25 protein-coding genes are annotated in these 25,586 nt (G+C 69.9%); 12 read left to right on the top strand and 13 right to left on the bottom strand.

Annotation, left to right across the window (positions count from 1 at the left end):
* Nucleotides 1-213 precede the first annotated feature (213 nt).
* Nucleotides 214-840, bottom strand: a complete 627-nt coding sequence (locus ABZ855_RS46755) for a TetR family transcriptional regulator (protein ID WP_360819672.1) — start codon at nt 838-840, stop codon at nt 214-216.
* 121 nt (nt 841-961) lie between these two features.
* Here ABZ855_RS46755 and ABZ855_RS46750 point away from each other — a divergent pair, with 121 nt between their 5' ends.
* Genes ABZ855_RS46750 through ABZ855_RS46740 form a run of 3 tightly spaced genes read left to right on the top strand, consistent with a single transcriptional unit; the run spans nt 962 to nt 2,583 of the window.
* On the top strand, nt 962-1,114 hold the full coding sequence (locus ABZ855_RS46750) for a hypothetical protein (RefSeq protein ID WP_360819669.1): 153 nt from the start codon (nt 962-964) through the stop codon (nt 1,112-1,114).
* Between the two features lie 5 nt (nt 1,115-1,119).
* Entirely contained in the window at nt 1,120-1,395 is a 276-nt protein-coding gene (locus ABZ855_RS46745; protein ID WP_360819666.1) for a DUF4190 domain-containing protein, read from the top strand.
* A gap of 24 nt (nt 1,396-1,419) precedes the next feature.
* Entirely contained in the window at nt 1,420-2,583 is a 1,164-nt protein-coding gene (locus ABZ855_RS46740; protein ID WP_360819663.1) for a cysteine desulfurase family protein, read from the top strand.
* 16 nt (nt 2,584-2,599) lie between these two features.
* Here ABZ855_RS46740 and ABZ855_RS46735 read toward each other — a convergent pair whose 3' ends face one another.
* Nucleotides 2,600-4,117 (bottom strand): multicopper oxidase domain-containing protein, encoded by a 1,518-nt coding sequence (locus ABZ855_RS46735; RefSeq protein WP_360819660.1) that lies wholly within the window; start codon nt 4,115-4,117, stop codon nt 2,600-2,602.
* Between the two features lie 235 nt (nt 4,118-4,352).
* The gene (locus tag ABZ855_RS46730; RefSeq protein ID WP_319209491.1) at nt 4,353-5,090 is read right to left on the bottom strand and encodes an N-acetylmuramoyl-L-alanine amidase; all 738 of its coding nucleotides are present in this window, start codon (nt 5,088-5,090) and stop codon (nt 4,353-4,355) included.
* Between the two features lie 60 nt (nt 5,091-5,150).
* On the opposite strand from ABZ855_RS46730, the gene mnmA reads away from it, so the two are divergent.
* On the top strand, nt 5,151-6,275 hold the full coding sequence (mnmA, locus tag ABZ855_RS46725; RefSeq protein WP_360819657.1) for a tRNA 2-thiouridine(34) synthase MnmA: 1,125 nt from the start codon (nt 5,151-5,153) through the stop codon (nt 6,273-6,275).
* Between the two features lie 40 nt (nt 6,276-6,315).
* On the opposite strand, the gene ABZ855_RS46720 is transcribed toward mnmA, so the two are convergent.
* From ABZ855_RS46720 to ABZ855_RS46680, 9 genes are all read right to left on the bottom strand, one after another.
* Nucleotides 6,316-7,170, bottom strand: coding sequence for an FAH family protein (locus ABZ855_RS46720; protein WP_360819654.1), 855 nt, complete (start codon nt 7,168-7,170; stop codon nt 6,316-6,318).
* Nucleotides 7,167-8,405, bottom strand: coding sequence for an enolase C-terminal domain-like protein (locus ABZ855_RS46715; RefSeq protein ID WP_360819651.1), 1,239 nt, complete (start codon nt 8,403-8,405; stop codon nt 7,167-7,169). The genes ABZ855_RS46720 and ABZ855_RS46715 overlap by 4 nt, the downstream gene beginning before the upstream one ends.
* Complete coding sequence (locus ABZ855_RS46710) at nt 8,395-9,279, bottom strand: alpha/beta fold hydrolase (protein WP_360819648.1); 885 nt, start codon at nt 9,277-9,279, stop codon at nt 8,395-8,397. Before ABZ855_RS46710 ends, ABZ855_RS46715 begins: the two co-directional genes overlap by 11 nt.
* Entirely contained in the window at nt 9,276-10,955 is a 1,680-nt protein-coding gene (locus tag ABZ855_RS46705) for a GH3 auxin-responsive promoter family protein (RefSeq protein ID WP_360819645.1), read from the bottom strand. Before ABZ855_RS46705 ends, ABZ855_RS46710 begins: the two co-directional genes overlap by 4 nt.
* Nucleotides 10,956-11,059: 104 nt before the next feature.
* Entirely contained in the window at nt 11,060-12,169 is a 1,110-nt protein-coding gene (locus ABZ855_RS46700) for an LLM class flavin-dependent oxidoreductase (RefSeq protein ID WP_360819642.1), read from the bottom strand.
* Nucleotides 12,170-12,241: 72 nt separating this feature from the next.
* Complete coding sequence (locus tag ABZ855_RS46695) at nt 12,242-13,519, bottom strand: ATP-grasp domain-containing protein (protein WP_360819639.1); 1,278 nt, start codon at nt 13,517-13,519, stop codon at nt 12,242-12,244.
* Nucleotides 13,519-14,880, bottom strand: a complete 1,362-nt coding sequence (locus tag ABZ855_RS46690; RefSeq protein WP_360819636.1) for a PLP-dependent aminotransferase family protein — start codon at nt 14,878-14,880, stop codon at nt 13,519-13,521. Before ABZ855_RS46690 ends, ABZ855_RS46695 begins: the two co-directional genes overlap by 1 nt.
* 1 nt (nt 14,881) lies before the next feature.
* Nucleotides 14,882-15,220: a YciI family protein gene (locus ABZ855_RS46685; RefSeq protein WP_360819633.1), complete on the bottom strand. Its 339-nt coding sequence runs from the start codon at nt 15,218-15,220 to the stop codon at nt 14,882-14,884.
* A gap of 80 nt (nt 15,221-15,300) precedes the next feature.
* Nucleotides 15,301-16,047 carry an SDR family NAD(P)-dependent oxidoreductase gene (locus ABZ855_RS46680; protein WP_360819630.1) on the bottom strand — a complete coding sequence of 249 codons (747 nt, stop codon included), beginning with the start codon at nt 16,045-16,047 and terminating at the stop codon, nt 15,301-15,303.
* Between the two features lie 703 nt (nt 16,048-16,750).
* Between ABZ855_RS46680 and ABZ855_RS46675 the strand changes: the two genes are divergently transcribed.
* The 6 genes from ABZ855_RS46675 to ABZ855_RS46650 all read left to right on the top strand — a co-directional run bounded on the left by ABZ855_RS46675 (nt 16,751) and on the right by ABZ855_RS46650 (nt 23,809).
* The gene (locus tag ABZ855_RS46675; protein WP_360819627.1) at nt 16,751-18,037 is read left to right on the top strand and encodes an MFS transporter; all 1,287 of its coding nucleotides are present in this window, start codon (nt 16,751-16,753) and stop codon (nt 18,035-18,037) included.
* Between the two features lie 436 nt (nt 18,038-18,473).
* Nucleotides 18,474-19,499, top strand: coding sequence for a fatty acid desaturase (locus ABZ855_RS46670; RefSeq protein WP_360819624.1), 1,026 nt, complete (start codon nt 18,474-18,476; stop codon nt 19,497-19,499).
* Between the two features lie 108 nt (nt 19,500-19,607).
* A complete protein-coding gene (locus tag ABZ855_RS46665; RefSeq protein WP_360819622.1) occupies nt 19,608-20,039 on the top strand; it encodes a cobalamin-dependent protein in 432 nt (143 codons plus the stop codon).
* Complete coding sequence (locus tag ABZ855_RS46660; RefSeq protein WP_360819619.1) at nt 20,036-21,460, top strand: methylaspartate mutase; 1,425 nt, start codon at nt 20,036-20,038, stop codon at nt 21,458-21,460. The genes ABZ855_RS46665 and ABZ855_RS46660 overlap by 4 nt, the downstream gene beginning before the upstream one ends.
* Before the next feature lie 49 nt (nt 21,461-21,509).
* Nucleotides 21,510-22,472 (top strand): quinone oxidoreductase, encoded by a 963-nt coding sequence (locus tag ABZ855_RS46655; protein WP_360819616.1) that lies wholly within the window; start codon nt 21,510-21,512, stop codon nt 22,470-22,472.
* Nucleotides 22,473-22,552: 80 nt separating this feature from the next.
* On the top strand, nt 22,553-23,809 hold the full coding sequence (locus ABZ855_RS46650) for an ATP-grasp domain-containing protein (protein WP_360819613.1): 1,257 nt from the start codon (nt 22,553-22,555) through the stop codon (nt 23,807-23,809).
* A gap of 17 nt (nt 23,810-23,826) precedes the next feature.
* Here ABZ855_RS46650 and ABZ855_RS46645 read toward each other — a convergent pair whose 3' ends face one another.
* Nucleotides 23,827-24,150 (bottom strand): DUF427 domain-containing protein, encoded by a 324-nt coding sequence (locus ABZ855_RS46645; protein WP_360819610.1) that lies wholly within the window; start codon nt 24,148-24,150, stop codon nt 23,827-23,829.
* A 72-nt stretch (nt 24,151-24,222) separates the two neighbouring features.
* Between ABZ855_RS46645 and ABZ855_RS46640 the strand changes: the two genes are divergently transcribed.
* Together ABZ855_RS46640 and ABZ855_RS46635 are read left to right on the top strand one after the other, a co-directional pair.
* On the top strand, nt 24,223-24,762 hold the full coding sequence (locus ABZ855_RS46640) for a TIGR00730 family Rossman fold protein (RefSeq protein WP_360819607.1): 540 nt from the start codon (nt 24,223-24,225) through the stop codon (nt 24,760-24,762).
* Nucleotides 24,763-24,784: 22 nt separating this feature from the next.
* Complete coding sequence (locus ABZ855_RS46635) at nt 24,785-25,483, top strand: SDR family oxidoreductase (RefSeq protein ID WP_360819604.1); 699 nt, start codon at nt 24,785-24,787, stop codon at nt 25,481-25,483.
* Nucleotides 25,484-25,586 lie beyond the last annotated feature (103 nt).

Here is a 25,586-nt window from a genome sequence, read left to right as displayed (position 1 = left end):
CCCGGCCCCCGGCCGCCCGGCCCCCGGCCGCCCGGCCGCCCGGCGGCCCCGGCGGACCGTGCGGCTCACCCCGCAGCCCTGGCAGCCCTGGCGGCCCGGCCGCCCCGGGGCCCGGTGGCACGGCCGGGCTGCCCGGCGGTCCCGGCGCGGGATGTGCGTGCAGCGCGCTCGACGGATCGGCGTGCCGCCCAGGGGGTGGGGTCTCCGGGGTGGTCAGGTCAGCCAGTGGCCTCGGCCGATGGCGATCAGCCGCATCCGTCTGGTTGCCAGGTGGGCCACCTGCTCGCGCTGTGTCGCCGGCGCGTCCAGGGTTTCCAGGAACTGGGACGCCGTGATCAGCATCTGGTCGACGTACAGGCCCGCGAGCATCAGCAGGTCCTCCTCGGACCAGCCCTCGGACTCGGGCTGTTCGGCCAGCGCGTCCCGCACCTCCTCGGTGAAGCGGGCCAGTTGGTCCCGGATGGCCTCGCGGACCGACTGGACCCCGCCGTGTCGCTCGCGCGCGATGAAACGGACGTGGGCGGGCTGCGCCTGGACGTGACCGGCGATCAGGTCGACCGCGCGGACTATGCGGTCCTCGGTGTCGCCGGACCCCGACACCGTCGTACCGATCATCGGGTGGAGGCTGCCGAGCGCCTCCTCGACCAGGGCGATGCCGAGGTCGGCGGTCGAGCGGAAGTGGCGGTAGAAGGCCGTGGGAGCGACTCCCACGGCCCGAGTCACCTCGCGCAGACCGAGGCTGCTCAGACTCTGGTCCTCCAGCAGGCCGAGCGCCGCGTCCAGGAGCGCCTGACGGGTCTTCTGCTTCTGGGCCTGCCGGATGCCGAGAGTGTGACTCATGCCATGCAGTTAACAACTGTTCTCTGTAATTGAAAAGCCGGGAAGCGCGCTAGGCTAGGGAGTCAGTGAACAAGTGTTACTACAAGCGTTCACTGAACTGTAACGAAAGGGATCTCCTCCCATGTTCTTCCTCGTAGCCGCCCTACTGCTGCTGGGCATGGTGATGGGCACCGTCGCCCATCTCCCGTTCTCGTTCACCGTCCTGGCCGCCGTCGGCATCGCCGCCTGGCTGGGCATCTTCGCGCTCCGTGAGCGCCTCGCCCGTCGGAGCTGATCACCATGCAACTCACCGCCTCCGCCACCGGCCCCACCGAGCGCACGGCCCCCCGCGACGCCGACAGCATGGCCGTCGCCTCCTTCGTCCTCGGCCTGCTGGGTCTGCTCGTCCTCAACGTCGTCCTCGGCCCCGTCGCGATCACGCTGGCCGTCGTCGCCCTCTGGCGCGGCACCAAGCGGCGCGGCCGCGCCCTCCTCGGCCTCGGCCTGGGCATCGCCGACCTGGTCGTACTGGTCACCCTGATGCAGCTGGACAGCACCGTCTCGTGGAGCTTCTGACCGGCGCCGTAGAATCACGGCACCATGGCATACCTCGACCACGCAGCGACCACCCCGATGCTTCCGGAAGCGGTCGAGGCGATGACCGCGCAGCTGGGCGTCACCGGTAACGCCTCCTCACTCCACGCGGCCGGCCGCAGAGCCAGGCGTACGGTCGAGGAGGCGCGCGAGACGCTCGCCGAGTCGCTCGGTGCCCGGCCCAGCGAGGTCGTGTTCACCTCGGGCGGCACCGAGGCCGACAACCTCGCCGTCAAGGGGCTGTACTGGTCCCGCCGGGACGCCGATCCGGCCCGCGTCCGTGTCCTCGCCAGCCCCGTCGAGCACCACGCCGTGCTCGACGCCGTGCACTGGCTCGGCGAACACGAGGGCGCCGTCGTCGAGTACCTCCCGGTCGACCGGTACGGCCGCGTCCACCCCGACGCCCTGCGCGAGGCCGTCGCCCGTGACCCGGAAAGCGTCGCCCTGGCCACCGTGATGTGGGCCAACAACGAGCTCGGCACGATCATGCCGGTGCGTGAACTCGCCGACGTGGCGAACGAGTTCGGGGTCCCGCTGCACGCCGACGCCGTGCAGGCCTTCGGCCAGGTGCCCGTCTCCTTCGCGGACTCCGGGCTCGCCGCGATGACCGTCTCCGGCCACAAGGTCGGCGGCCCGTACGGCATCGGCGCGCTGCTGCTGGGCCGCGAGTACAGCCCCGTACCCGTGCTGCACGGCGGCGGGCAGGAACGGCACGTACGGTCCGGCACCCTCGATGTGCCGGCCGTCGCCTCCTTCGCCGTGGCCGGGCGGCTCGCCGCCGAACAACAGGGCTGGTTCGCCCGCGAGATCGGCGCCCTGCGCGACGCCCTGGTCACGGCGGTCCGTACGGCGGTTCCGGACGCCATCCTCGGCGGCGATCCGGTGGACCGGCTGCCGGCCAACGCCCACTTCACCTTCCCCGGCTGCGAGGGCGACTCCCTGCTGCTGCTGCTCGACGCCCAGGGCATCGAGTGCTCCACCGGTTCCGCCTGCACCGCCGGGGTGGCCCAGCCCAGCCATGTCCTCCTCGCCGTCGGCACCGATCCGGACCTGGCCCGCGGCACCCTCCGCTTCTCCCTCGGCCACACCTCCACGGAGGCCGACGTCGAGGCGGTCGCCAAGGTCATCGCCCCGGTGGTGGAGCGGGCGCGCGCGGCGGGACTGGCGTAACGGCCAGGCGTAGCGGCTAGCCGTCCGTGACCATCAGGGACGCCATCATGCCCTCGTCCTCGTGCTGCAGAAGATGGCAGTGCAGCATGTACATGTAGGAGTCGTCGGCGAAGTCGGTGAACTCCATGGCTATCTTGATCGACCCACCGCCGACGACCTCGTACGTGTCGAACCAGCCGAGGTCGACCCCCGTGGGCGCCGCGCCGTTGATCGAGACGAGCTGGTAGGGCACGTCGTGCAGATGGAACGAGTGTTCCAGCTGGGAGGCGTTGGTTATCGTCCAGATCTCCTTGGCGCCCAGCGTGGTGCTGATCATGGCCATGCTGGCCATGGTGAGACCGCTCGAACCGTTGATCTTCATCGACGTGCCCGTGTTGCTGAGCGTGATGGTGCGCGCCGTGAAGTCGGTGGTGTCGTACCGCTCGATGGTGTTGAGGCTGCCCGGGAGGTCGTCCGGGGTGTCGCTGCCGCCCGCCGCGACGCTGAGGAAGTCGTAGGTGCCGGAGCCGCCGCGGATCCAGCCGGTCGTGATGACGACCTGGAGCGTGACGTCGTCGGTGACGTCCATGACGAACTCGGCGCGGGCGCCGGCCACCAGCCGGATGCTGTCCACCCCGGTCGGCGCCGTCAGATAGCCCTGGTCGGTGGCTATCTGGGTCAGCTTGCCGCCGTCGCTGCGCTTGATGGTGATGATGTCGGACGGCGAGGCGTTGAGCGCCCGGAACCGGTTGCGGGTCTTGGTGGCGTTGAAGGTGAGTGTGGTGTCGTCGACGTTGGCGCCGTTCACCAGTACCGGGTACTTGAGGCCGGAGGTGAGGTAGCCGGTCTGGTCGTACTTGATGTCCCCCGCGGCCGAGACGGCCAGACACTGGAAGACGAGCGGGATGTCGTCGACGCCGTAGTCACTGGGCAGGGCGGCGGAGGCGGGGGAGTCGTCCTCCACGATGATCATCCCGGCGAGCCCGTGGGTGGCCTGCTTGGCCGTGGTGCCCAGGGCGTGCGGGTGGTACCAGAGGGTCTTGGCCTCGTCCAGGACGGTGAAGGTGGGCGCCCAGGTGCCGCCGGCCGCGAAGGCGTTCTGCGGGCCGCCGTCCATCGAGGGCGGCACATGCGCGCCGTGGAAGTGGACGGTGGTCTCCTCGGTGAGGCTGTTGGTGATGTTCAGCAGGACCTTGTCGCCGCTGGTCCACTTCATGGTCGGGCCGAGGAACGAGCCGTTGTAGCCGGCGGTGGTGCTGGTGACGCCCTTGAGTACCTCGCTGGTGCCGCCCTTCGCCTCCAGGGTGAAGGTGGTGGTGCCGTCGGTGGTGGTGCCCTCCAGCAGGTCCGGGATGGGGAGCGCGCCCGTGTTCGTCGCCGCGCTGGCCTTGCGCTCCGCCTCGGTCAGCAGTCCGAAGGTGGCGCCCGCGGCGGCCACGGCGCCCAGGCCGATGCCGGCCATTCCGCCGAGGAACTTCCGTCGGTGCAGGCCCTTGCCGCCCCGGCTCTTCGGCCGCTTGTTCGCGTCGTCGGCGGGATCTGTGTTCTGGGTCATGTTCATGGCTGTGGATCGTTGGGCTAAGCCCTGTGTAAGGACTGAGGCCAGAATTGGAGCGAGCCCAGGAGCCTGTGCGATGGCCCTGTACGTCAACTCCCTTGCCGAGATGCCGGGTTGGGGATCCGCAGGTCATCTTCGGCGCGTGGGACACATCGGGCGGCCGACACACCCGAACAGCTCACGGCATCATGTGCGTGTGACTTGCGTCACATAGGGGTCAAGGTGCGGGGTCTCAGGCGGAAACCCTGCCCGCCTCCTCGACGAGCCGCAGGTACTTCTTCCAGTCCCAGCCCTTCCCGGGGTCGGTGTGGTCCGTGCCCGGTACCTCCACATGCCCGATGATGTGCTCCCGGTCGACGGGTATGCCGTACCGCGCGCAGACCCTCGCCGTCAGCCGCGCCGAGGCCGCGTACATCGCGTCCGTGAAGTCCTCGGGCTTCTCCACGAAGCCCTCGTGCTCGATGCCGACGCTCCGCTCGTTGTACTCCCGGTTGCCCGCGTGGAAGGCCACGTCCAGCTCGCGGATCATCTGGGTGATCCGCCCGTCCTTGCGGACGACGTAGTGCGCCGCCGCGCCGTGCCCCGGGTCCTGGAAGACCTTCACCGCGCTGGCGAAGCTGCCCTGCGTGACATGGATGATCACCCGGTCCACCGTGTAGTCGTCGGGCCGGTCCGCCATCCGCCAGTTCGCCGACGAGGCCGCCACCCAGCGCGCCCCCGCGTAGTCGACCTCGCCCTCCTTGCGCGGCTTCGACACCCCGGGCGCCCGCCACCACAGATGCTTCAGCTCGTCGCGCGCGAGCACACCCGTGGCGACAGCGGCCACTGCCCCGCCGATGAGCAGGGCGCGCCGCCCGATCCGCCGGTCGCCGTCCCGCGAAGCCCCGCCGTGGCCCTCGCTGCGCGACTGCTGGGGGATGTCCCGCGAAAGGCCGCGGCCGGTGTCACGCCGAGCCTGTGTTTCCTCCATGTCTGCGTGAACGGATACTCGCGCGCCCCGGTTCCCGGCGCCCCGTACCCTTGAGGGGTTATGACTCACACCTCGCAGCAGCCCCTCCGCGTACTGGCCGCCATGTCCGGCGGCGTGGACTCCGCCGTAGCCGCCGCCCGCGCGGCCGAAGCCGGCCACGACGTGACGGGCGTGCACCTCGCCCTGTCCGCGAACCCGCAGTCGTTCCGCACGGGCGCGCGTGGCTGTTGCACCATCGAGGACTCCCGGGACGCGCGCCGCGCGGCCGACGTCATCGGCATCCCGTTCTACGTGTGGGACCTCGCCGAGCGCTTCCGCGAGGACGTGGTGGACGACTTCGTCGCCGAGTACGAGGCGGGGCGCACCCCCAACCCGTGCCTGCGCTGCAACGAGAAGATCAAGTTCGCCGCGCTCCTCGACAAGGCCCTCGCCCTCGGCTTCGACGCCGTCTGCACCGGCCACTACGCCCAGGTGATCCTCCGTGAGGACGGGACGCGCGAGCTGCACCGCGCCTCCGACATGGCCAAGGACCAGTCGTACGTCCTCGGGGTGCTCGACGACCGTCAGCTCGCCCACGCGATGTTCCCCCTCGGCGACACCCTCACCACCAAGGACGAGATCCGCGCGGAGGCCGAGCGGCGCGGCCTCGCGGTCGCCAAGAAGCCCGACTCGCACGACATCTGCTTCATCGCCGACGGCGACACCCAGGGCTTCCTGGCGAACCGCCTGGGCCGCGCCGAGGGTGACATCGTCGACGAGTCCGGCGCGAAGATCGGCACGCACGAGGGCGCGTACGGCTTCACCATCGGGCAGCGCAAGGGCCTGCGCATCGGCACCCCGGCCGCCGACGGCAAGCCGCGCTACGTCCTGGACATCTCCCCGGTGAACAACACGGTGACGGTCGGCCCGGCCGCCTCCCTCGACGTCGACGCCCTCACCGCCATCAGGCCCCGCTGGTGCGGAGCGGCCCCTACCGGCCCCGGCACCTACACCGCCCAGCTGCGCGCACACGGCGGCGAGACCGAGGTGCGCGCCGAACTGGTCGACGGCACCCTGGAGGTCACGTTCACCGAGGCCGTTCGCGGGGTGGCGCCGGGCCAGGCGATCGTCCTGTACGACGGCACGCGCGTGGTCGGCTCGGCGACGATCGCCACGACGAACCGGGCCACGGCGAACGCCGTCTGAGCCGCCGTACGACCACCGCCCGCCGTCTCGTCCCCACGTCTCATCCCCAGTGCAGGGGATGGGACAGCCGCACCCCGTGCGTGGCGAAGTCGATCGTCACGCGGTCGCGGTCGGCCGTCGTGAAACCGTGGTGGAAGCTGCTGCGGTCCGCGCCGAGGTAGACGTAGTGCACCCGGCCCGGGTGCAGCAGCGACGCGTTGGCGAAGAGCCCGGCCGTCATGTCCCGCAGCCCGTAGTGCAGGGCCTTCACCCCGGTGGTGAACGGCCCCTGCCAGGCCCGCTCCCCGTTCCGCTCGACGGTGACCTGCCCGGTGACCTGCTGCGGCGGTGTCCCCAGGAAGAGGTACGGGGCCACGCCCGCGTCGCACAGCTTCGCGTACGACAGATGCCCGGCGTGCCGCTTGAACCGGCCGATGTCGGTGAGGTCGTTGCCGAAGGTGTACCCGGCGTACTTCGGAGTACCGTCCGCGTCACCCACGTACACGAGGACGACCTCGGCCTCCTCGGTCACCGCGACGGCGTCCTGCGGCACGCGCAGCGGCTCGCCGGAGACCTTCAGGACCTCGCCCAGGCCCTTGAAGAACCAGTTGGGCTGGGTCGGCGCCCCCGAGTCCGCCTTCACGTTGTGGGTGGCCATGAACCCGCTGACCAGCGCGTCCCCGATGGAGTCGGGCAGCAGCGGCGGCCGGAAGCGTACGTCCGTCACGGCCGCGGTGACCGGTTCGCGGCCGTCGGTCAGCGTGGAGAGGAGGGCGGGGATGTCGCCGTCGGCCGCCAGGACCGCGGCGCGCGGGTCGGTGCCGGCCAGAGGGAAGAGGGTGAGGACGGTGTCCTCGGGGGTGCCGTACCCGATGTACCGCTCACCCTCGTACTCGCATTCGAACAGGACCGTCATCGGGCGCTCTCCTCTAGTTCCGGCAGTTCGGTTTCCGGCTGTGGGGCGGTGGTGTCGGTGGTCGGCTGCCAGCCGTGGTCCGTCCAGGTCAGGGCCGTCCAGCGGTCCGCCCGTTCGGTCAGACGCAGGCCGAATCCGGGGCCTTCGGCGGGGACGATCGTGTTGGTACGGCGGTCCACCAGCGGGCGCGGGGAGACGATCGCGTCGGTCTCGGCGAAGAAACGGTCGGACTGGCCGGCCTCGACGGTCAGGGCATCGGGGCTGCGCAGTGCCAGCGCCCGGCTCGCGTTGATCAGCGGGCCGGTCTCGGCGACCTGGACGCCGATCTGGAAGCCCAGGCCCTCGGCACGGGCGTACTCGGTCAGCCGGGCCGAGGCGAGCAGCCCGCCGTTCTTGGACACCCGGACGTTCACCGCGTCGCACGCCCCGGCGGCCACCGCGGCACGCGCGTCCGCCGCCGTGCACACCGACTCGTCGAGCAGGACGCGGACGCCCGTCTCCCGGCGCAGGGCACGCAGATCGGCCCAGGATCGGCGGGGGAGCGGTTCCTCGACGAGGTCCACACCGGCCTCGAGCAGCCGGCGCGCGTGGGGCGCGGCCGTCTCCGGGGTCCAGCTCATGTTGGCGTCCACCATCACCGGCACGTCCGCGCCGAGACGCCGTCTGATCGCGCCGACCGTGCGGATGTCCCGCCCGATGTCGTCGGACGCCTTCACCTTGACGAAGTGGAAGGGCCCGCGCGTATCGAGGAACTCCTCGACGCCGATGCTCAGATCCAGCACCTGGGACACGGGCAGGGACAGCAGTTCGGAGCCGCCCGGGAACAGCAACTCGCCGACAGGGATGCCCAGCTGACGGCAGAGCAGGTCCAGTACGGCCGTCTCCAGCAGGCACACCAGGTTGGTGCCGGGCGCTGTCCCCAGGGTGTGGGCGAACAGCTCGGGGAACGTCGACTCGAAGCCGTCGGCGCGGAGTTGGGCGGCGAGGTCCGCCGGTGGTGTCGTACGCAGCCGGCCGAACAGGGCGTGCAGCGGGACGCGTCCGAGAGCCTCCGTCACGCTGTCGGTGCTCTCACCGGTGACGTACGAGCGGGGTGCGCACTCCCCGATGCCGGTCGCGCCGTCGACGCTCAGGCGCAGCACCAGGCTGTCGCTGGTGCGGCGGCGGGCCGCCGGGTGGTCGAAACCGACGCGCATCGGCAGCGCCACCCGGTACAGCCGCGCCTCAGACGCCACGGTCCAGCCCCTGGAGCAGGGTGTGCGTGGACGTCCAGTCGACCAGACTGCGGCTGACGTCCGTGTAGAAGAGGTAGTGCCGGTCGGTGGGGAACTGGACGACCAGGCCTCGGTCGGAGAACAGCTCCTGGAAGACCCCGCGGGTCGCGTCGAGATCCACGATCGGATCGGTCAGCCCGGACACGAACGCGGCCGGAACGTCCGGGAGTCGGCGGCGGTCGGGGGAGAGGTAGACCTGCTCCAGGGCCAGCAAAACCGCTCGTGAACGCCGGGTCAGGGTACGGGCGGCCAGGTCGTCGTTGTCGATGAACTCCCGGTAGCGGGGATCGTCCGTGAAGTCCGCCGACTTCAGGCCCGCGTCCCACGGCTCGGTGCCGGTCTCGGCGGCCAGCGCCGCCCGTTCCTCGTCGCCGAGCACCGCGTGCAGCCGGCCCAGCCAGGTCGAGCAGAAGACGGTGGCGTCGTAGCGGACGGTGAAGTCGGGATGGTGCAGCAGGGCCGCCAGGAAGGAGCCGCCCAGGCAGTGCCCGAACAGGGTCAACGGGACGTCGTCGCCGATCAGTTCACGGACATGGGCGATCGCGGTGGCGTAGTCCGTGACGATCGTGGCGACGTCCGGCACGTCCTGGCGTTCGCCGCCGCTGATGCCGCTGCCGCGCCGGTCGAGCACGAAGAAGGCGATGTCGTTGTCGGCGAACTGCGGCCCCACCTCCCACAGCCAGCCCGCGTGGGACTGCAGCCCGTGGAAGTAGAAGACCGCGCCCTTGGTCCCACCGCGCGGACGCCACAGATGCAGCGCGAGGTCGGTGCCGTCCACGGAGAGCGTGATGATCTCGCGGCGTACGTTCTGCGGCGGCCTCTTGGTCTCGATCACCGGGATACTCCCGCCCCGCCGACCAGGTCGGCGACGAAATCGGTGTCCTTCTGGAAGGGGCTGTACTTGTACTGGGTGGTGTTGCCGCGCTGCCGCCGGGACTCGGTGTACGCGGCGATGCTGTCGTGGGCGACGGTGCGGAACTCCAGCGCGCCGAGGCGACCGCTGGTGCGCTTGCTCGCGTACTCGATGTTGATGGCGGCGAGCGCGCGGTCCACCGCGTCGGACAGCCGGTGGTCCAACTCGGCGCCGGGGCGCGGGACTTCGCCGACCACGACATAGTGCGGGGGTTCGGCCCAGCGCGGCCCGCAGAGATAGAGGCCGCCCTCGAGGCCGTACGCGGCCAGCGCCTGCTCTATCGCCTGGGTGACCTGGGCCTCGGTGATCTTCTCGCCGGTGAAGGAGTGGAAGACGCCGTCGCGGTGCACGAAGTGGATCCACGGAACGCCGTCGGAGATCCGGTCGACGCGGTAGATGTCGCCGCTCCACAGCCGGTAGAGGCCGTTGGCCTGCGTCATGATCAGGTGGTAGTCGCGGCCCGCCTCGACCTCGTCGAACAGCAGCGTGTCGATCCGCTCGCCCGCGTCCAGGAGCCTGCCCAGCTCGACCTCCGCCGGCACGAACTCGAAGAACGCCTGGTTGACCGCGAGCGGCTGGCTGTCCAGCGAGGGGTCCACCGGGAGCGTCGTGACACCCTCCGTGCCGCAGCTCATGAACGGCATCGCGCGCACCCCGGGCAGCACCGCGTCCAGCTTCGAGCGGTAGAGCCCGGCGGACGAGGACAGCCAGCAGCTGTAGGCGCCGAGCGAGGGCCACACGTCCTTGAGGGTGAACTCGCCCTGGTCCAGGACCGATTGGAGGTGCGCGGCGGCCTCCGGGTCGGGATCACCGTACGGCCGGCCCTCCAGGGTGCCCGCGGCCAGGTCGCGCACCAGGTCGGGGCCGTGCTCGGCGATCAGGTCGCGCAGCGAGATGAGTGTGCTGGGGTTGATCGCCGTGATGAACTCCAGCCGCCGGCCCACGAAATGGCGGATGCGGTGGTACATCCGGCCCGTGTGCGAGGTGGGCGCCTCCACTCCGAACCAGGGGGCCGCGGACCACGGCGGGTTCCAGTCACGGCTGTTGATCCGCGGATGCCGGTTGCTGATCGCCTGGTACTGGACGCCGTACAGGAAGTCGTCGACGTTCTCGTGGACCGTCTGGGTGTCCAGGGTGGCGTACGGATGGTCGAGGAGCGCCGGGTGGAGGTCCAGATACGTCCCCCACATGGCCTGCATCGCCGGGACCCGGTAGTTCAGCAGCCAGTGCAGTGTGTACGGGACGCGCTTCGGTGCCCCGGTGGTGCCGCTCGTCTTCAGCCAGCGCAGGACCGGGCTGCAGGACAGGACACCGCCCTTGGTCCGGGTCTCGCGGTCGATCTCGGCCGTGAAGTGGTCGTAGCGCCGTACCGGGAGGGTGTCCCGGAAGCTCTTGTCGTCGGTGCCGACCGTGTCGTAGCCGTTCTCCTTCCAGTGCAGGGAGTCCCGGCACAGTTCGACGACGTCCGCGAGGACCCGTCTCTGGGTGGCCGCCGGGTCCCCGAGGTCGGCCAGCAGCGCCGCCCGGGCCCGTCGGCACTCCTCCTGGAAGGGGACGCGACGCGTGTTCCAGTGCTCTTGCCAGTACGAACCGCCCACGACTTCAGCTTCTCCCTCGGCTTGTTGGCTCGATTCGGGCGGCGTCGTCGCCGGGTTCTCCGGGACGACACCGTCGGATGTGTGAACGCTGTCCGGGGGGCCGGTTACCGGCCCCGCCGTGCGACCGCCCGGTCGGCGGCCTCCTGCGGCCTGGCGGCGGCGCCGTTGATCCGCGGGGCCACCTGCCGGGCCAGGAGGCCCAGACCGCGGTCCGTGTTCTCGTACGACGTCCAGTCGGCGACGTACACGAGGAGCGTGCCGAAACCGCCGGTCGCCTCCTCCATACATCGGATCTGGGACACCACGTCGTCGACCGAACCGACCAGCGCGCCGCCCGCCGCCACCCGGTCCTCCAGCGCCCGGTGCCGGTCGGCGCCGGGCGCGAGGACCTCCCGTCCGGAGATCCGGCCGAAGTACTCGAAGACCCACCGGTCGTAGCCCTCGCGGACCTCGGCGAAGGCCTGGGCGCGGGTCTCGGCGACATGCACCGGGAGGGCGATGCGCCAGTCCTCGCGGCGCAGGGTCCGCCCGTACTCGTCGGCCGCCTCCTCGGCGTGCTTCCACTGCTGGGCCAGGCCCAGGTGCTGTGAGCCCTCCTTCGCCGGCAGTCCGAAGGGCAGCGCGAAGGAGGTCATGCTCAGCCCGTACCGGCCGATCAGCCGGGGACTGCTCACCGAGGTGCCGGAGGTGGCCAGCGCCACCTCGATCGGGTCGGGACCGAAGCGGGGCAACTGGAGCCTGGCGTCGACCAGTTGGTACCAGTCGGTGCGCTGCGTGATCCGCTCCTCGCCGTTGACGAGTTCGAGCAGGGTCGGCAGCGCCTCGGCGAGCCGCGCACGCTGCGTCGGGCCGTCCAGACCGAACATCGCGGCGTCGAACGGCACACCGGGCCCAACCCCCAGGAGGTAGCGGCCCCGGGTGAGGTGATGCAGATGTACGGCCCTGGAGGCCACATGGAAGGGGTGGTGCCCGGAGAGCGGCACCACCCCGTGGGCCAGTCTGATCTGCCGGGTCCGCTGACTCGCGGCGGCGATCAGGGTCTCCGGGGCGCCCACCAGCCCCCAGCCCAGCGTGTGGTGCTCGCCGAACCAGGCCTCGTCGAAGTTGAGCCGGTCGGCCAGCTCCACCAGCTCGAGGTCGCGGTGGATCGCCAGATGCGGATCCTGGCCCGTCTCGTGAACGGGCGAAAGGAACAGGCCCATACGGCTGTGCACTGCGAATCCTCCCCCTGGACTGAGTACGTGGAGCTGAGCGGGCCGAGCCCGAGGTCCTGGCCCGCTCTCTGGTCAACTCACCTGATAGACCGCGTCCTTGAGCACCCTGGCCCGCTCGTAGTCGGCGGCCAGCCGGGCCTCGTCGGGCGAGGTCAGACAGATCCGCAGCGCGGCCGTCATCAGGTCGGCCGTGGGCCGGATACGGGAGCCGGGGCGGTACTTGACGCCGGTGACGACGGTGCTGGACAGCGCCTCGATGGCCGCCACGGCCTCCTGGTCGACGGCCGTCACGACGCCGTCCAGCGCGGTCGGCGCGTTGTACGTGTAGCCGGACTGGAGCTTGCGGTACACCCCGCCGCCGTACCGGCGGACGAACTCCTCCGGGCGGAGGTACGCCAGCGCCGAAAGACCGGCCTGGTTGTGGCCCAGGCACAGATCGTGGAAGGCCGGGTTCAGATTGCCGTTGAGGCGGGTGGCGATCTCCACCAGCACCGGGCCCTCGTCCGTGACGATGACCTCCGCGTGCGTCGGCCCCCAACGCACCTCGAGCGCCGCGAGGACCTCGGTGACGTACGAGATCAGGGCGGGTACGGGGTCGGCGTCCGGGGCCACCAGGATGTCCCGGTTGTAGATGTTGCGGCCGGTCGGCAGCAGCGTCTTCTCGTACTCCCAGACCCCGCACACATACTGGTGGCCGTCCGCGCTGACCGTGTCGACGATGTACTCGGTGCCCTTCAGATACGACTGGACCAGCGCCTCGGTGGTGACCGCGACGTCGAACAGCGTCCCGCCGGACAGGATCGTCTCCGCCGCGCTCCGCACCTCGGCGGCGTCCCGGCACACGAACACGGAGTCCGAGCCGGCCGAGTCGAGCGGCTTCACCACGACCGGCCAACTGCCATGGTCCTCGGCCCACTTGACGATCAGCGAGGCGTCGTCGCTCTTGAACTGGTCGGCGCAGCGCACCCCCGCGCGGCGCAGCGTCTCGATCATCTCGTACTTGTCCCGGCGGGCCGGGGTGAGCGCGGTGCCGTTGGACTTCACCCCGAGCGCCTCGCTGACCCGGTCGGCCGCCTCCACCGCGAACTCCTGCCCCGGCACCACGGCGACCGGGGAGAGCGCGCCGACCAGTTCGGCCTGCGTCGCCTCGTCGGGGCTGACGAGGTTGTCCTCGTACGCCGTCAGGTTCGGCGCGAGCATCGTCGGCATCAGCTCAGCCGTGGTCTGCAGATGGACCACCCGGGCGCCGAGCGCGTTGAACGCGGCGGGATAGAAGTTGCCGGCTCCATAGCCGTCGACCACAACGGCCGTGGGTACAGGGCCGGTTGGGCTGTCGTGCGTGGTGCTCATTACTGTCCTCCGGGTATGTCGCGGGGAGTGTCCGCGACAAAGCGTGCCAGCCTGGCGATGCCTTCCCGAATCGCCTCGGGAGCCAGGTTGCTGAAGCCGAGCCGGATCTCGCGGTCGCCGCCGCCCTCGAGATAGAACATGCTCATCGGCGCCCAACTCACCCCGAAATCACGGGCGGAGCGCTCCATGGCCGCCAGGTCGGCGGTGAACGGCACCTTCAGGGTCAGGAAGAAACCGCCGCGCGGGGTGTTCCAGCTGACGCCGTGGTCGCCGCCGGCCGGGAACTCCTCGGCCAGCGCGGCCAGCACCGCGTCCAGCCGCTCCAGGTAGACCGCCGCCAACTCCCGTGTGGCGGACCGCAGATCGTAGCCCTGCTCGACCAGGAAGCCGCCGATCACGGCCTGCGAGAGGGTGGATGAGCCGACGCTGTACATCGCCTTGGCCTTGGACAGGGTCTGGGCCAGCGTACGAGTGGTGCCGCCGGCGTCGGTGACCTCCTGGTCGGCGACCAGATAACCGAGCCGGGCGCCAGGGAACGCCGACTTGGCGAACGAGCCGAGGTAGAGCACCCTGCCCAGGGCGTCCAGGGACTTCAGGGTGGGCATCGACTCGCCGTCCCGCGCGAACAACCCGTAGGGGTTGTCCTCCAGGATCAGGAAGTCCTCCTCGGCGGCCACCTCCAGCAGGCGTTCCCGCGCGGCGAGCGGCAGCACCGAACCCGTCGGGTTGGAGAAGTCCGGCACCAGATAGAGAGCGGCCGGGCGCCTGCCCTCGGCGCGCACGGCACGGGCCGCCGCACGTACAGTCTCCGGGTCGAGCCCCTCGGGGCCCTCCAGGATGCCTCGTACGGGGATGTCCAGCATCCGGGCGGCCCCCAGGATGCCGACATACGCCGGGGACACCGACAGCAGGACGTCGTCGGGGGAGGCGAACAGGCCGCGCAGGGCGACCAGGGCGGCCTCCTGGAAGCCGTGTGTGATCATGATCGCTTCGGGCGGGACGTCGATGCCCTCGTCCTGCTTCAGCATCAGGGCGACCTCGTCCTGGATCAGGCCGTTGACGGGCCCGTACTGGAACAGCAGCCGCGTGATGCGTTGTTCGGGGACACCCTTGTCGCGCAGATGCTTGATATAGCGCTCGGTGTAGAAGGTGAGATTGGCCAGATCATGGTTTCCGTCGTAGGGCGCTCCCGAGGAGAATGAGAGCGCGTCGGGGAAACGCAGTGCCGTCTCACTGAGGATGCGCATGGAGTCCATGCCCGGATCGACGATTCCGGCGTGCAGGGAGTCGAGAGCGAAGGACACCGGGGTATCGGTTCCCAGGGCCACACCGGTGTCGGGAGTCTCGGTCGTGACGGTCATATCAGCGGGCTCCCTCAATGGCCGGAACTTCCTCTGAAGCGTTGTGCGAAGAGTTCAATGCGGCTATCCAGCTCCCCTTGCCCGGAGCCCATTCCTGAATTCGCGTCCGGGCCACCAGGCCGCCCTTGACATAGGGTTCGTCGTCGAGGATCCGTTGCAGTTCCTCGCGTGTTTCCACCTCGTACACGAGGAGTCCCGAGTTCTCGCCGACCAGTGGTCCGCCGAGCAGCAGGACACCGTTGTCGGCCAGCCGGTAGAGGTTCTCTGCATGCGCCGGATGCAGGCCCTGACGGCCGGCCCGGTCGACGTTGTACTCGAATTCGACGACAAACTTCGCCACACCCAGCTCCTTGCAGTGGGATTCAGGCCGACGCGCGTAGCGCGCCGCGCCGGGAGATCACGGGTCAGCCCGCGAACAGATCACATGTAGAGGCCGCCGTTGATGTCGATCACGGCTCCCGTGGAGTAGCCGGCGCTCTCGGAGCACAGGTGCAGCACGCTGCCGACAGCCTCGGCCACCGTGCCGTAGCGCCCCATGGGCAGCCGCCCCAGGACGTCCTTCTTCGACTCCTCGGTACGGCGTTCGAACGCGCCGGCGACCCGGTCGGTGGCGATCGGCCCGTGGGCGACCACGTTCGCGACCACTCCGGTGCCGGCCAGTTCGTACGCCAGCTGCTTGGTCATACCGATCACGGCGGCCTTCGCGCCGACGTACGCGGCGTTGTTGAAGTGGCTGTATGTACGCCCGCCCGCCGAGGCGAAGTTGACGATGCGCCCGTAACCGTCCTCGGCCATCCGGGGCGCGCAGACCTTGACCGCGATCCAGGTGCTGATCACGTTCTCCAGATGGGTCTGTTCGAAATGGCTGCGGTCGAGGTCCGCGTAGCCGATGACCCGGGTGTCGCCGCCGACCCCGTTCACCAGGACGGAGGGAGCGTGCCGCTCGACGATCTCCGTCAACTGTCGCTCGGCGGCCGGGATGTCGGTGATGTCACCGACCACCGCCTCGGTCTTCGTCACCCCGGCGAGTTCATCGGCGAGGCGGGTGACCGTCTCCTCGTTCCTGTCGAAGAGGACGAGTGAGTGGCCTTCCTTCGCGAGACCTCTGGCCACCTCCGAGAGAATTCCCCCGGCGGCACCGATCAAGAGCGCGGTACGAGCAGTCACTTTGCTTTTCACCCAAACTTTACTGAAGTCGGTGACCCTGAACGAGCAGGGCCCTGGTGAGGGCAGCTCGGAAACGTCACGCCAATCGGCCCGAATCGTCATCGGGCTGCGGTCGGCGGTGGTGTGTGCTGTGGCGCAAACGAAGTGTGCTGTGTCGCAAGTACGGTTCGCGGTGTCGCTCCGACGTACGCAACAAACTGGCACAGAAGGGTGGCCGCCCCCTCGGCACCTCCCAGACGATCACATCTCTCTTCGGTCGTTGTCAACGAGTCCCGAAAATTCCTTCACCCGCTTGCCGGGACACGCGCAAACCGGAGATCCTTGCGCTCGGACCGCACCGACCGGCTAGTGTCCACCGGTCGTCCGAGCACTTCGGAAGTATGCTGCATCGCTCGGACAACTACTGTGAACAGTCGATGAAATGGCGACGGGAACCTGGGAAGTGAACGGGTTCCAACGGCATCCTCCAGGGGTGGACTTCGGCCATCCCGAAGAGGAAGAAGCTGAACGGGGGCAAGGATGAACAATCTGTCGGCAGGTGTTTTCCGGCCAAGAGGGCATGGAATTGCGCCTTTCTGTTGCGGCGTACCGGGCCCGCCGGCACACCCGCCGCGCTCGTAGGTTCCGCGGAGCCCCCCACCCGCTCCCGTCCTGCCGCGCGCTTCTCCCTCCGCCTTCACCGACCCCACCGGACGAACGGATCATGCGACCCGACTCCCCATGGCGGACAGCCGACTTCCGCACGCTGTTCACCGCATCCGCGCTCAGTCAACTGGGCAGCAACGTCAGTTACGTCGCCGTACCCCTGGTCGCCGTGGCCGCGCTGGACGCCGGACCCGGCCAGGTCGGCGCCCTCGCCACCCTGAGCACGATCGCCTTCCTGGTCATCGGCCTGCCGGCCGGGGCCTGGGTGGACCGGCTCAGCCATCGCCGGGTGCTGATCGCCGCCGACCTGTGCCGCGCCCTGCTCTACGCCTCCGTGCCGCTGGCCTGGTGGCTGGACGCGCTCACCCTGGCCCAGCTCTACGCGGTCGTCCTGCTCAGCGGGTGTGCGACGGTGTTCTTCGACGTGGGTTCACAGAGCGTGCTGCCCCAACTGGTCGGCAAAGAGGCGCTCGTTCAGGCCAACGCCGACATCAACACGCTGATCGCGGCCGGCAACGTACTGGGCCGCAGCGCGGGCGGTGGGCTGGTCTCGCTGCTCACCGCACCGGCGGCCGTGCTCGTCTCGGCCGGCACCTATCTGGCCTCCGGGCTCGGACTCATCGCGATCCGGCGCACTCCGCCGGCCGGCGGGACGAAAAACGGGGCGGGCGCCCGGTTGCGCAGCCAGATCGCCGAGGGCGTACAACATGTCTTCGGCAACCGGGAGCTGCGGGCGCTGGTGCTCACCGCGGCCCTCGCCAACCTCGGCTCGTCGGTCATCAACACCATGCTGCCGATCTGGTTCGTCCGCGAACTCGATCTGCCCGGGGCCGCGTTGGGCCTGTTCTGGGGCGCCGGCGGGATCGGCCTGCTGATCGGCGCCCGCAGCGCGCGACCCATCGCCGCCAAGCTGGGATTCGGCCGTACGCTCGGTCTGGCCGGGGTGTGTCTGGCCCCGGCGGGGCTGCTCGTGCCCTTGGTAAACCGGGGGCCGTGGCTGTTTCTGGCCGGCGCGGGATGGTGTTTGGCCATGTTCAAGGTGGGCATGGACAACGTGCTCGGAGTCAGCCTGCGCCAGCGGATGACCCCCGGCTCGTTGCTCGGCCGGATGAACGCGACGTTCAGGTTCCTGCTGACGGGGGCCCTGGCGGTCGGTGCGGCCATCTCCGGCGTACTCGGCGAACTCATCGGGGTCCAGGCCACGTTGTGGGTGGGCGGCGTGTTCGTGTCGACGGCCTTCCTGCCCGTCTTCCTCTCGCCGGTCCGGGTCCGCAGGGTCCTGCCCGACCCCGTCCCCGAGCCGGAACCACCCCGCACCCAGGACGCGCCCGCCACACCCGCGTGAATTCACGGGCGGCCGGCCCCTTTTCCTGTACCGACCCATTTATCTGTACAACCGCCGGGTAGCGCCCTGCAATTCATTCCCGATCATTTTTCTTTCAGTTTCCCGATAAAAGGTTGACCCTGCGGGCGACCGCCTGCCAGGATCAACCGCGCACCCAGTCACAGACCTCTCGTGTGCCGATATGCCCTGCCGTCCGACCGGGCGGCCGAATATCAGGCGCCTCAGATCCCTGACCTAGAGGAGTGCGATGGCAGCCATCGACAATGGCTACCGGACCGAAGGCATTGCGGATTACTCGGATCCCCGCGAAACCATGCGCGCCCTGCCCCGGTTCACTCAGTACCCGCTCACGATTTTCACCGGAAAGGCATTACCTGGACAGACTTCCATATCCTGGTGGACGCCCGGATTTCATCTTCTGACGGCGTATCTCTCCATGGCCCTCGGCGTCGTGGCCGGCTGCACCGGACTGGCTCTCGGCGGCGCCTGGCTGCTGCTGGTACCCGTGGGCTGGGCCGTCACCCTGCACGGCATGCGCAACCTGCGGATGATGATCTACCACCAGTGCTCCCACCGGAACATGTACCGCAGACGCCGCCTGGACACCGCGATAGGCCGGCTCACCTCCAGCCTGCTGGTCATCCAGAACTTCGTCCGCTACAGCCGCGAGCACGTAAGCGACCACCACGCCGCCCATCACATGACGCTGCGCGACCCCACCGTCCAGGCCTTCCTGGTCAGCCTCGACCTGCACCCCGGGATGACCCGCAGGCAGATGTGGCGGCGCGTCCTCGGCAAGCTGGTGTCACCCTGGTTCCATCTGAACTTCCTGGTGGCGCGCGCCCGTTCGTTCTGGCACGGCTCGGCGCGGACCGAGAAGGCGACCTTCCTCGCCCTCTACCTGACCGCCCTGGTGGTCACCGTGCCGACCGGCACCTGGCCGGCCCTGCTGATCGTCTGGTTCGTCCCGCTGATCCCGCTCTTCCAGATCAGCAACACCCTGCGGCTGTGCGTCAAGCACACCTTCCCGGGCCGCGAACTCACCGTCAGGCGCGGCAAGGAGTACTTCGGCGGCCTCACCAACGCCATCTTCATCGGCGAGGCGGCACCCGACGCCGAGCTGCCGCCGCTGCGCCGGGCGGCCGCCTGGGGAGTGTGGACCCTGCGCATGCTCTTCGTGCACGCGCCGGCCCGCTATCTCGTCCTCACCGGCGACACGGTCGTCCACGACTTCCATCACCGGTATCCGTCCACCCCGCAGTGGGCGAACTATATTTTCGAACGCCAGGCGGACCTGGAAAAGGGCAGCCCCGGCTGGCCGCCCTACCACCATGCCTGGGGTCTCGTGCCCGCGATCAATCTGGTCTTCGACTCGCTCTCCGCGGCCGATCCGGAGGAATTCAATGTCGCGCGGCTGCGTGAGGTCAGCAAACGGGAACTGTTCGCCGCATTCGACGACTGAACACCCTTCCCACGATTCCGTCCGAGATCCCGGGGGCCCGCCATGCAGCACCACAAAGCACAAGTACAAGAACAAGCACAAATACAGGAACAAGAACAAGCACGCGCGGTGGAGAAACGCACGGTCATTCTCGGCGTGGCGGCCAGCGACAGCCATGTCGTGGCCAATCACCTCATCGCCCACGCACTGCGCGCCGAAGGATTCCAGGTGGTCAATCTCGGCGCCTGCACCTCGGTGGCCGAATTCGCCGAGGCCTACTCCGAACACCCCGAGGCCGAGGCGGTGATCATCGGCAGTCTCAACGGCCACGCCCACGGCGACCTCCAGGACCTGCCCGCCGCTCGCGCCGCAGGCAAGCTGCGCTGCCCGGTGATCCTCGGCGGCAACCTCTCCGTCGGCAGCTACAAGGGCGCCGCCGACCACGAGCGGCTGTACGCGCTCGGCGTCGACGTCGTCCTGTCCGACCTGGACGAACTCCCCGGCACACTTGACGAGTTGAGGGCCCGCGTCCCGGCGGCGGCCCCGGTCTCCGCCTCATGAGCGAGACCGGCCCGCCGATCCCCGAACTCGCCGAGTCCGTGGCCTACGTACGGGAGCTGGGCAAACCCACCGTCGCCGACGTGCTGCGGGACGCACGGGCGGCGGGGCGGCTCGCGCTGCAACCCCGCTGCGGGGTCGGCTCGCACGCCCAGATGACGACGCTGCTCCAGGACCTGGAACGGCACGCCCGGCCCGACATCCTCACGCTCACCATCGACTCGTACACCCGGCTGAAGCAGTTCGACACCGCCCGCCGGGTCCTGGAGCGCAACCCCGCCGACCTGAACGGGTATCCGCTGGTCACCCACGGCTGGGAGCGGGGGCGGCAGCTCAACGAGGCGGTGGCGGCGCCGCTGGAGATCCGGCACGGGACCCCCGACGCGCGGCTGCTGTTCGAGGTGACGGTGGCGTCCGGCATCACCTCCTTCGAGGGCGGCGGGATCTCGTACAACCTGCCGTACTGCAAGGACATCCCGCTCGCCGAGTCCCTCGCGGCGTGGCGGGACGTGGACGCCCGGTGCGGTGAACTGGCCCGGCACGGACTGGTCGTGGACCGTGAGACGTTCGGCACCCTGACCGCCGTACTCGTACCGCCGTCCATCTCGCTGGCGATCAGCGTCCTGGAGGCGGTGGCGGCGGCGCGCGAAGGGGTGCGGTGCATCTCGGTGGCGTACCCGCAGGGCGGCCACTTCGAGCAGGATGTCGCCGCCCTCCGGGCCATCCCCGAACTGGCGGCCCGCTATCTGCCCGCAGGCCTCGAAGTCCACGCCGTGCTCCACGAGTTCATGGGCGTCTTCCCCAAGCAGCGGCCGCACGCCGAGGACCTCATCCTCTACGGCGCCCTCGTGGCCCGGCTCGGCGGCGCGAGCAAGCTGATCAGCAAGACCTACCAGGAGGCGCACGGCATCCCCGACACCCGCGCCAACATCGACGGACTGCTGCTCGCCTCGCGCGCCAACTCCCCGCTCCTGGACTTCATCACGCTCGACGAGGACCGCATCGGCACCGAACTGGAGTGGATCCTGCGGGAGGTGGCCGAGATCGTCGAGCCCATTCTCTCAACGGCCGATCTCCACAAGGAGATTCCGGTCGCGTTCGAGGAGGGACGGCTCGACATCCCGTTCAGCGCGAGCCGTTCGGCACGCTCGGCGATCATTCCGCGCCGGGCGGGCGACGGTGCCATACGCTACTTCGCCACGGGAGCACTGCCGTTCTCCGCCCGCACCCGCAGGCACCACGAACAGAGTCTCGCCGCGGGCGGGGAGTCCCGGCTCGGGGACATGGTGAAGGGGCTGACCTCCGACATCAACTATTTCCTCGGCATCTTCGGCGAGAACACCAACGGCAGCACCGGCGGCAGCACAGTGGGGGACACCGTGGCGGAGCACTCCACCGCGGAGACCCCCGTGGCCCCCTCATGAGCTGACCGCACAAAACCGCACGGCACGACCCAGGAGTGGGAAGACAACCATGCAGTCCATCCGCGTCACCCGGCCCGGCGGCCCGTCCGAACTCCGTTCGGAGCAGACCGAGTTGCCGGTCCCCGGCCCCGGTCAGGCACTGGTCCGCAACACCGCCGCCGGCGTCAACTACATCGACGTCTACTACCGCGACGGCACCTATCCCGCCGAGCCGCCCTTCACCCCGGGCCAGGAGGCGGCCGGTGTGGTGGAGGCGGTCGGGGAGGGCGCGAGCACGTTCGCGCCGGGCGTGCGGGTCGCGTACGCCTCCCAGCTGGGCGCCTACGCCGAGTACACGGTGGTCCCCGAGGACAAGCTGATCCCGGTCCCCGACGGCGTCGACCTCACCGACGCGGCCGCCGTGACGCTCCAGGGCCTCGCCGCGTACTACCTCACCCACGAGACGCACCCCGTCGCCGAGGGCGAGACGGTGGTCGTCCTGGCGGCGGCCGGCGGCCTCGGCCGGCTCCTGGTCCAGCTGGCAGCCGCCCGCGGGGCCACCGTCGTGGCGATCGCCTCCACCCCTGAGAAGGAGGAGGTCGCCCGTCTGGCGGGCGCCCACCACACCTTCGGGTACGACAAGTTCGACGACGCCGTACGGGAAGTGACGGACGGTCAGGGCGCGCGGGTCGTCTACGACTCGGTCGGCGCCACGACCCATCTCACCAGCCTGCGCAGCCTCGGCCGCCGGGGCACGCTCGCGCTGTGCGGGCTGTCCAGCGGCCCCGTACCGCCGCTGGACATCGAACTCCTGCGGGGCGGCGGCTCGTTGTTCCTGACCCGCCCCACGATGAGGGACTACGTGTACGACGCCCACACGCTCCGTGCGGCGGGCGGTGCCGTCTTCGGCCACCTGGCCTCCGGAGTGCTGAAGCCGCTCGTGCACGCGGCCTTCCCGCTCGCGGACGCGGCCGAGGCGCACCGACTGCTGGAGAGCCGCGCCACCACCGGCAAGCTCCTGCTGAAGCCCTGACCGGCACCCCTCCACCCCACCCCTTCACCACCCGAACGCCCCACCACCGAACGCAACTTCACCACTCTCCGGGAGCACACATGGCCGAGGCGAGCAGCCCTCACCTCCTCTTCGTCGGCGGCGCGGGAAACGCCACCCTGGGGGTGGACGTCGTAGAGGCGGCCCTCCGTGAGGCCCAGGCCCGCGGTCTGCGCATCCATGTCACCAACCAGGAAGACACGTTGGCGGCCACCCCCACCGTCAGCGCCCTCGCCGACACCGTCTCGGCCGTCGACTTCTCCGTACGCGGCGAGAGCGCCGCCTGGGTACGCGAGCGGATCGAGGCCGGGGACAAGTACGAAGTGGTGTTCGGCGTACGGGAGATGGCCCAGGAGGCCGTCGCCGAGGTCGCCGACGCGCTGGGCCTGCCCGGCAACGCGCCGGACGCCGTCCACCGCGTCCGCACCAAGGACGAGGCCCGCGCCCACCTCACCGCCGCGGGCTTCCTCCAGCCGGCCTTCCGGGTCTGCTCGGACGAGCGGGAGGCCCGCGACTTCCTGACCACCTCGACGGGACCCTGGGTGGTGAAACCGCGCGACGCGATGGGCAGCGAGGGCGTCACCCGTATCGAGTCCGCGACGGAACTGGCGGCGGCCCTGGAGTTCCTGCCGGGCAAGGATGTCGAGGGCACCTCCTTCATCGTCGAGGAGTTCGTCGAGGGCCCGGAGTACAGCGCGGAGGGCGTGTTCATCGACGGCGCCCCCCACGTCCTGGCCCTGACCTCGAAGGAACTGCTTCCGCCGCCCAACTTCTTCGAGATCGAGTACGTCATCCCGGCGATCCTGCCGGACGAGACGGCCGCCGAGATCGAGAAGCAGGTCGTCGCCGCCCTGACGGCCCTGGACCTGCGTTTCGGCCAGTTCCACGTCGAACTGTGGTGGACCGAGCGGGGCGTGGTCCTCGGCGAGGTCCACGTACGCAACGCGGGCGGCTGGATCCACCGCATGCTGCCGTACGTCATTCCCGGCCTGGAGTGGTTCGGCCTGGTCTACGACGACGTCCTGGGCAGGCCGGTCGACAAGTCCGCGCTGAAGCCCGTACGAGGCTCCGCGATCCGCTTCCTCACCCCGCCCCCCGGCCGCCTGACGGCGATCGAGGGCTGGGAGGACGTACTGGCCCACCCCGCCCTGATCCACGCCGAGCTGGCGATCGCCCCCGGCGCGGTCGTCGCCGAGCACCGCTCGGTGTGGAACCGCGTCGGCCACATCGCGGTCGGCGCGGAGACCCCGGAGGAGGCCCAGGCACTGGCCCGGAAACTGGAGGCGGGGGTGCGGTTCGTGACGGAACCGGTGGAGTAGGACGGAGTGGGCGGGGTCTACGCGGTCTCGACCTCGTAGAAGCAGAGGTGGTCCTTTATCAGGGCCACCTCCGGCTTCGGCTCGGGGTAGCCCCAGACGAGGTCCGCGGCGTCCGGGAGGGACCAGTAGGACGCCGTGCCCTTGAAGGGGCAGTACGTGTGGGTCTCGGAGGGCGTCAACAGGTCGAGGCGGACGTCCGTCGCAGGGAGGTAGTAGCGCGGGGGACAGCCCGTCTCGCGCAGGACGAGGGCCCGCTCGCTCTCGGCGAGCACCTGGCCGCCGTGGACGACCCGTACGCGCTCGGGGTGCTGCTCGATGGTGATCGTGTGTCCTGACGTCATGTGGAAAGAGCGTTCGGCGAGCCCGGGTTGTTCCCCGGAACGCCGGCGATCCGGCCCGCGTACGGTGACGCCATGAACATCTGTGTCTTCCTCTCCGCCGCCGACCTGGACGACCGATACACGCGCCCCGCGCGGGAGTTCGCGGAACTGCTCGGCAAGGGCGGGCACACCCTGGTCTGGGGCGGCTCGGACGTCGGTCTGATGAAGGTCGTCGCGGACGGGGTGCAGGAGGCGGGCGGCCGGCTCCTGGGCGTCTCGGTGGACTTCCTCGCCGTCAAGGCGCGGCCGGGCGCCGACGAGATGGTGATCGCCCGGGACCTCGGGGAGCGCAAGCGGCTGATGCTGGAGAAGGCGGACGCCGTCGTGATCATGGTCGGCGGCACGGGCACGCTCGACGAGGCCACGGACATCCTGGAGCTGAAGAAGCACGGCAGGACGGACGTGCCCGTGGTGCTGCTGAACACCGAGGGCTTCTACGACGGTCTGAAAGAACAGTTCCGCCGGATGGAGACCGAGGGATTCCTGCCCCGCCCGCTCACCGACCTGGTGTTCTTCGCTCAGGAGCCGGTGGGGGCGCTGGCGTACCTGGAGGAGAGCCGGGGAACGGCGTGACGGACGGCCCCGTGATGCGAGCATGGCAGGCATGGCTACACATGTGATCACCGGGGCGGGGTCGGGCATCGGTGCGGCGGTCGCGCGGCGGCTGCACGCGCGCGGGGACGAACTCGTGCTGCACGCGCGTGACGCGGGGCGTGCGAAGGAACTGGCGGCGGAGTTTCCGGGGGCGCGCACCCTGGTGGGCGACCTGGCCGACCCGGACCGGCTCTCCTGGGCGTTCTCCCACCAGGCGCTGCCGGAACGGGTGGACTCCCTGCTGCACATCGCGGGGGTGGTGGATCTCGGCCCGGTCGGCGAGCTGACCCCCAAGACGTGGCGCCACCAACTGAACGTCAACCTGATCGCCCCCGCCGAACTCACCCGTCACCTGCTGCCCCAACTCCGGGTCTCCCAGGGGCAGGTGATCTTCGTCAACTCCGGTGCGGGGCTGAACGCGAGTGCGGACTGGTCCGCGTACGCCGCGTCCAAGCACGGGCTCAAGGCCCTCGCGGACTCGTTGCGCCATGAGGAGCGCGGGGCGGGTGTGCGGGTGACGACGGTCTATCCGGGGCGGACGGCGAGTCCGATGCAGGAGAAGGTTCACCAGCAGGAGGGCAAGGAGTACGACCCGTCGAAGTGGATCGACCCGGAGTCGGTGGCGACGACAATCCTGCTGGCCCTGGACCTCCCGAGAGACGCGGAAATCAACGACGTGACGGTACGCCCCGGCAGGTAAGCATTTCCTCGCCCCCGCCGCCCCTACCCGTCCCATCCCTGGGGGCTGCGCCCCCAGACCCCCGCTTCGGCCTGAACGGCCTCGTCCTCAAACGCCGGACGGG

It is taken from the genome of Streptomyces sp. NPDC047042 (assembly GCF_040644035.1).
Taxonomy (GTDB): Bacteria; Actinomycetota; Actinomycetes; order Streptomycetales; family Streptomycetaceae; genus Streptomyces.
Note: the sequence above shows the minus strand (reverse complement) of the source record. Positions and strands in the feature narration are given on the sequence as shown.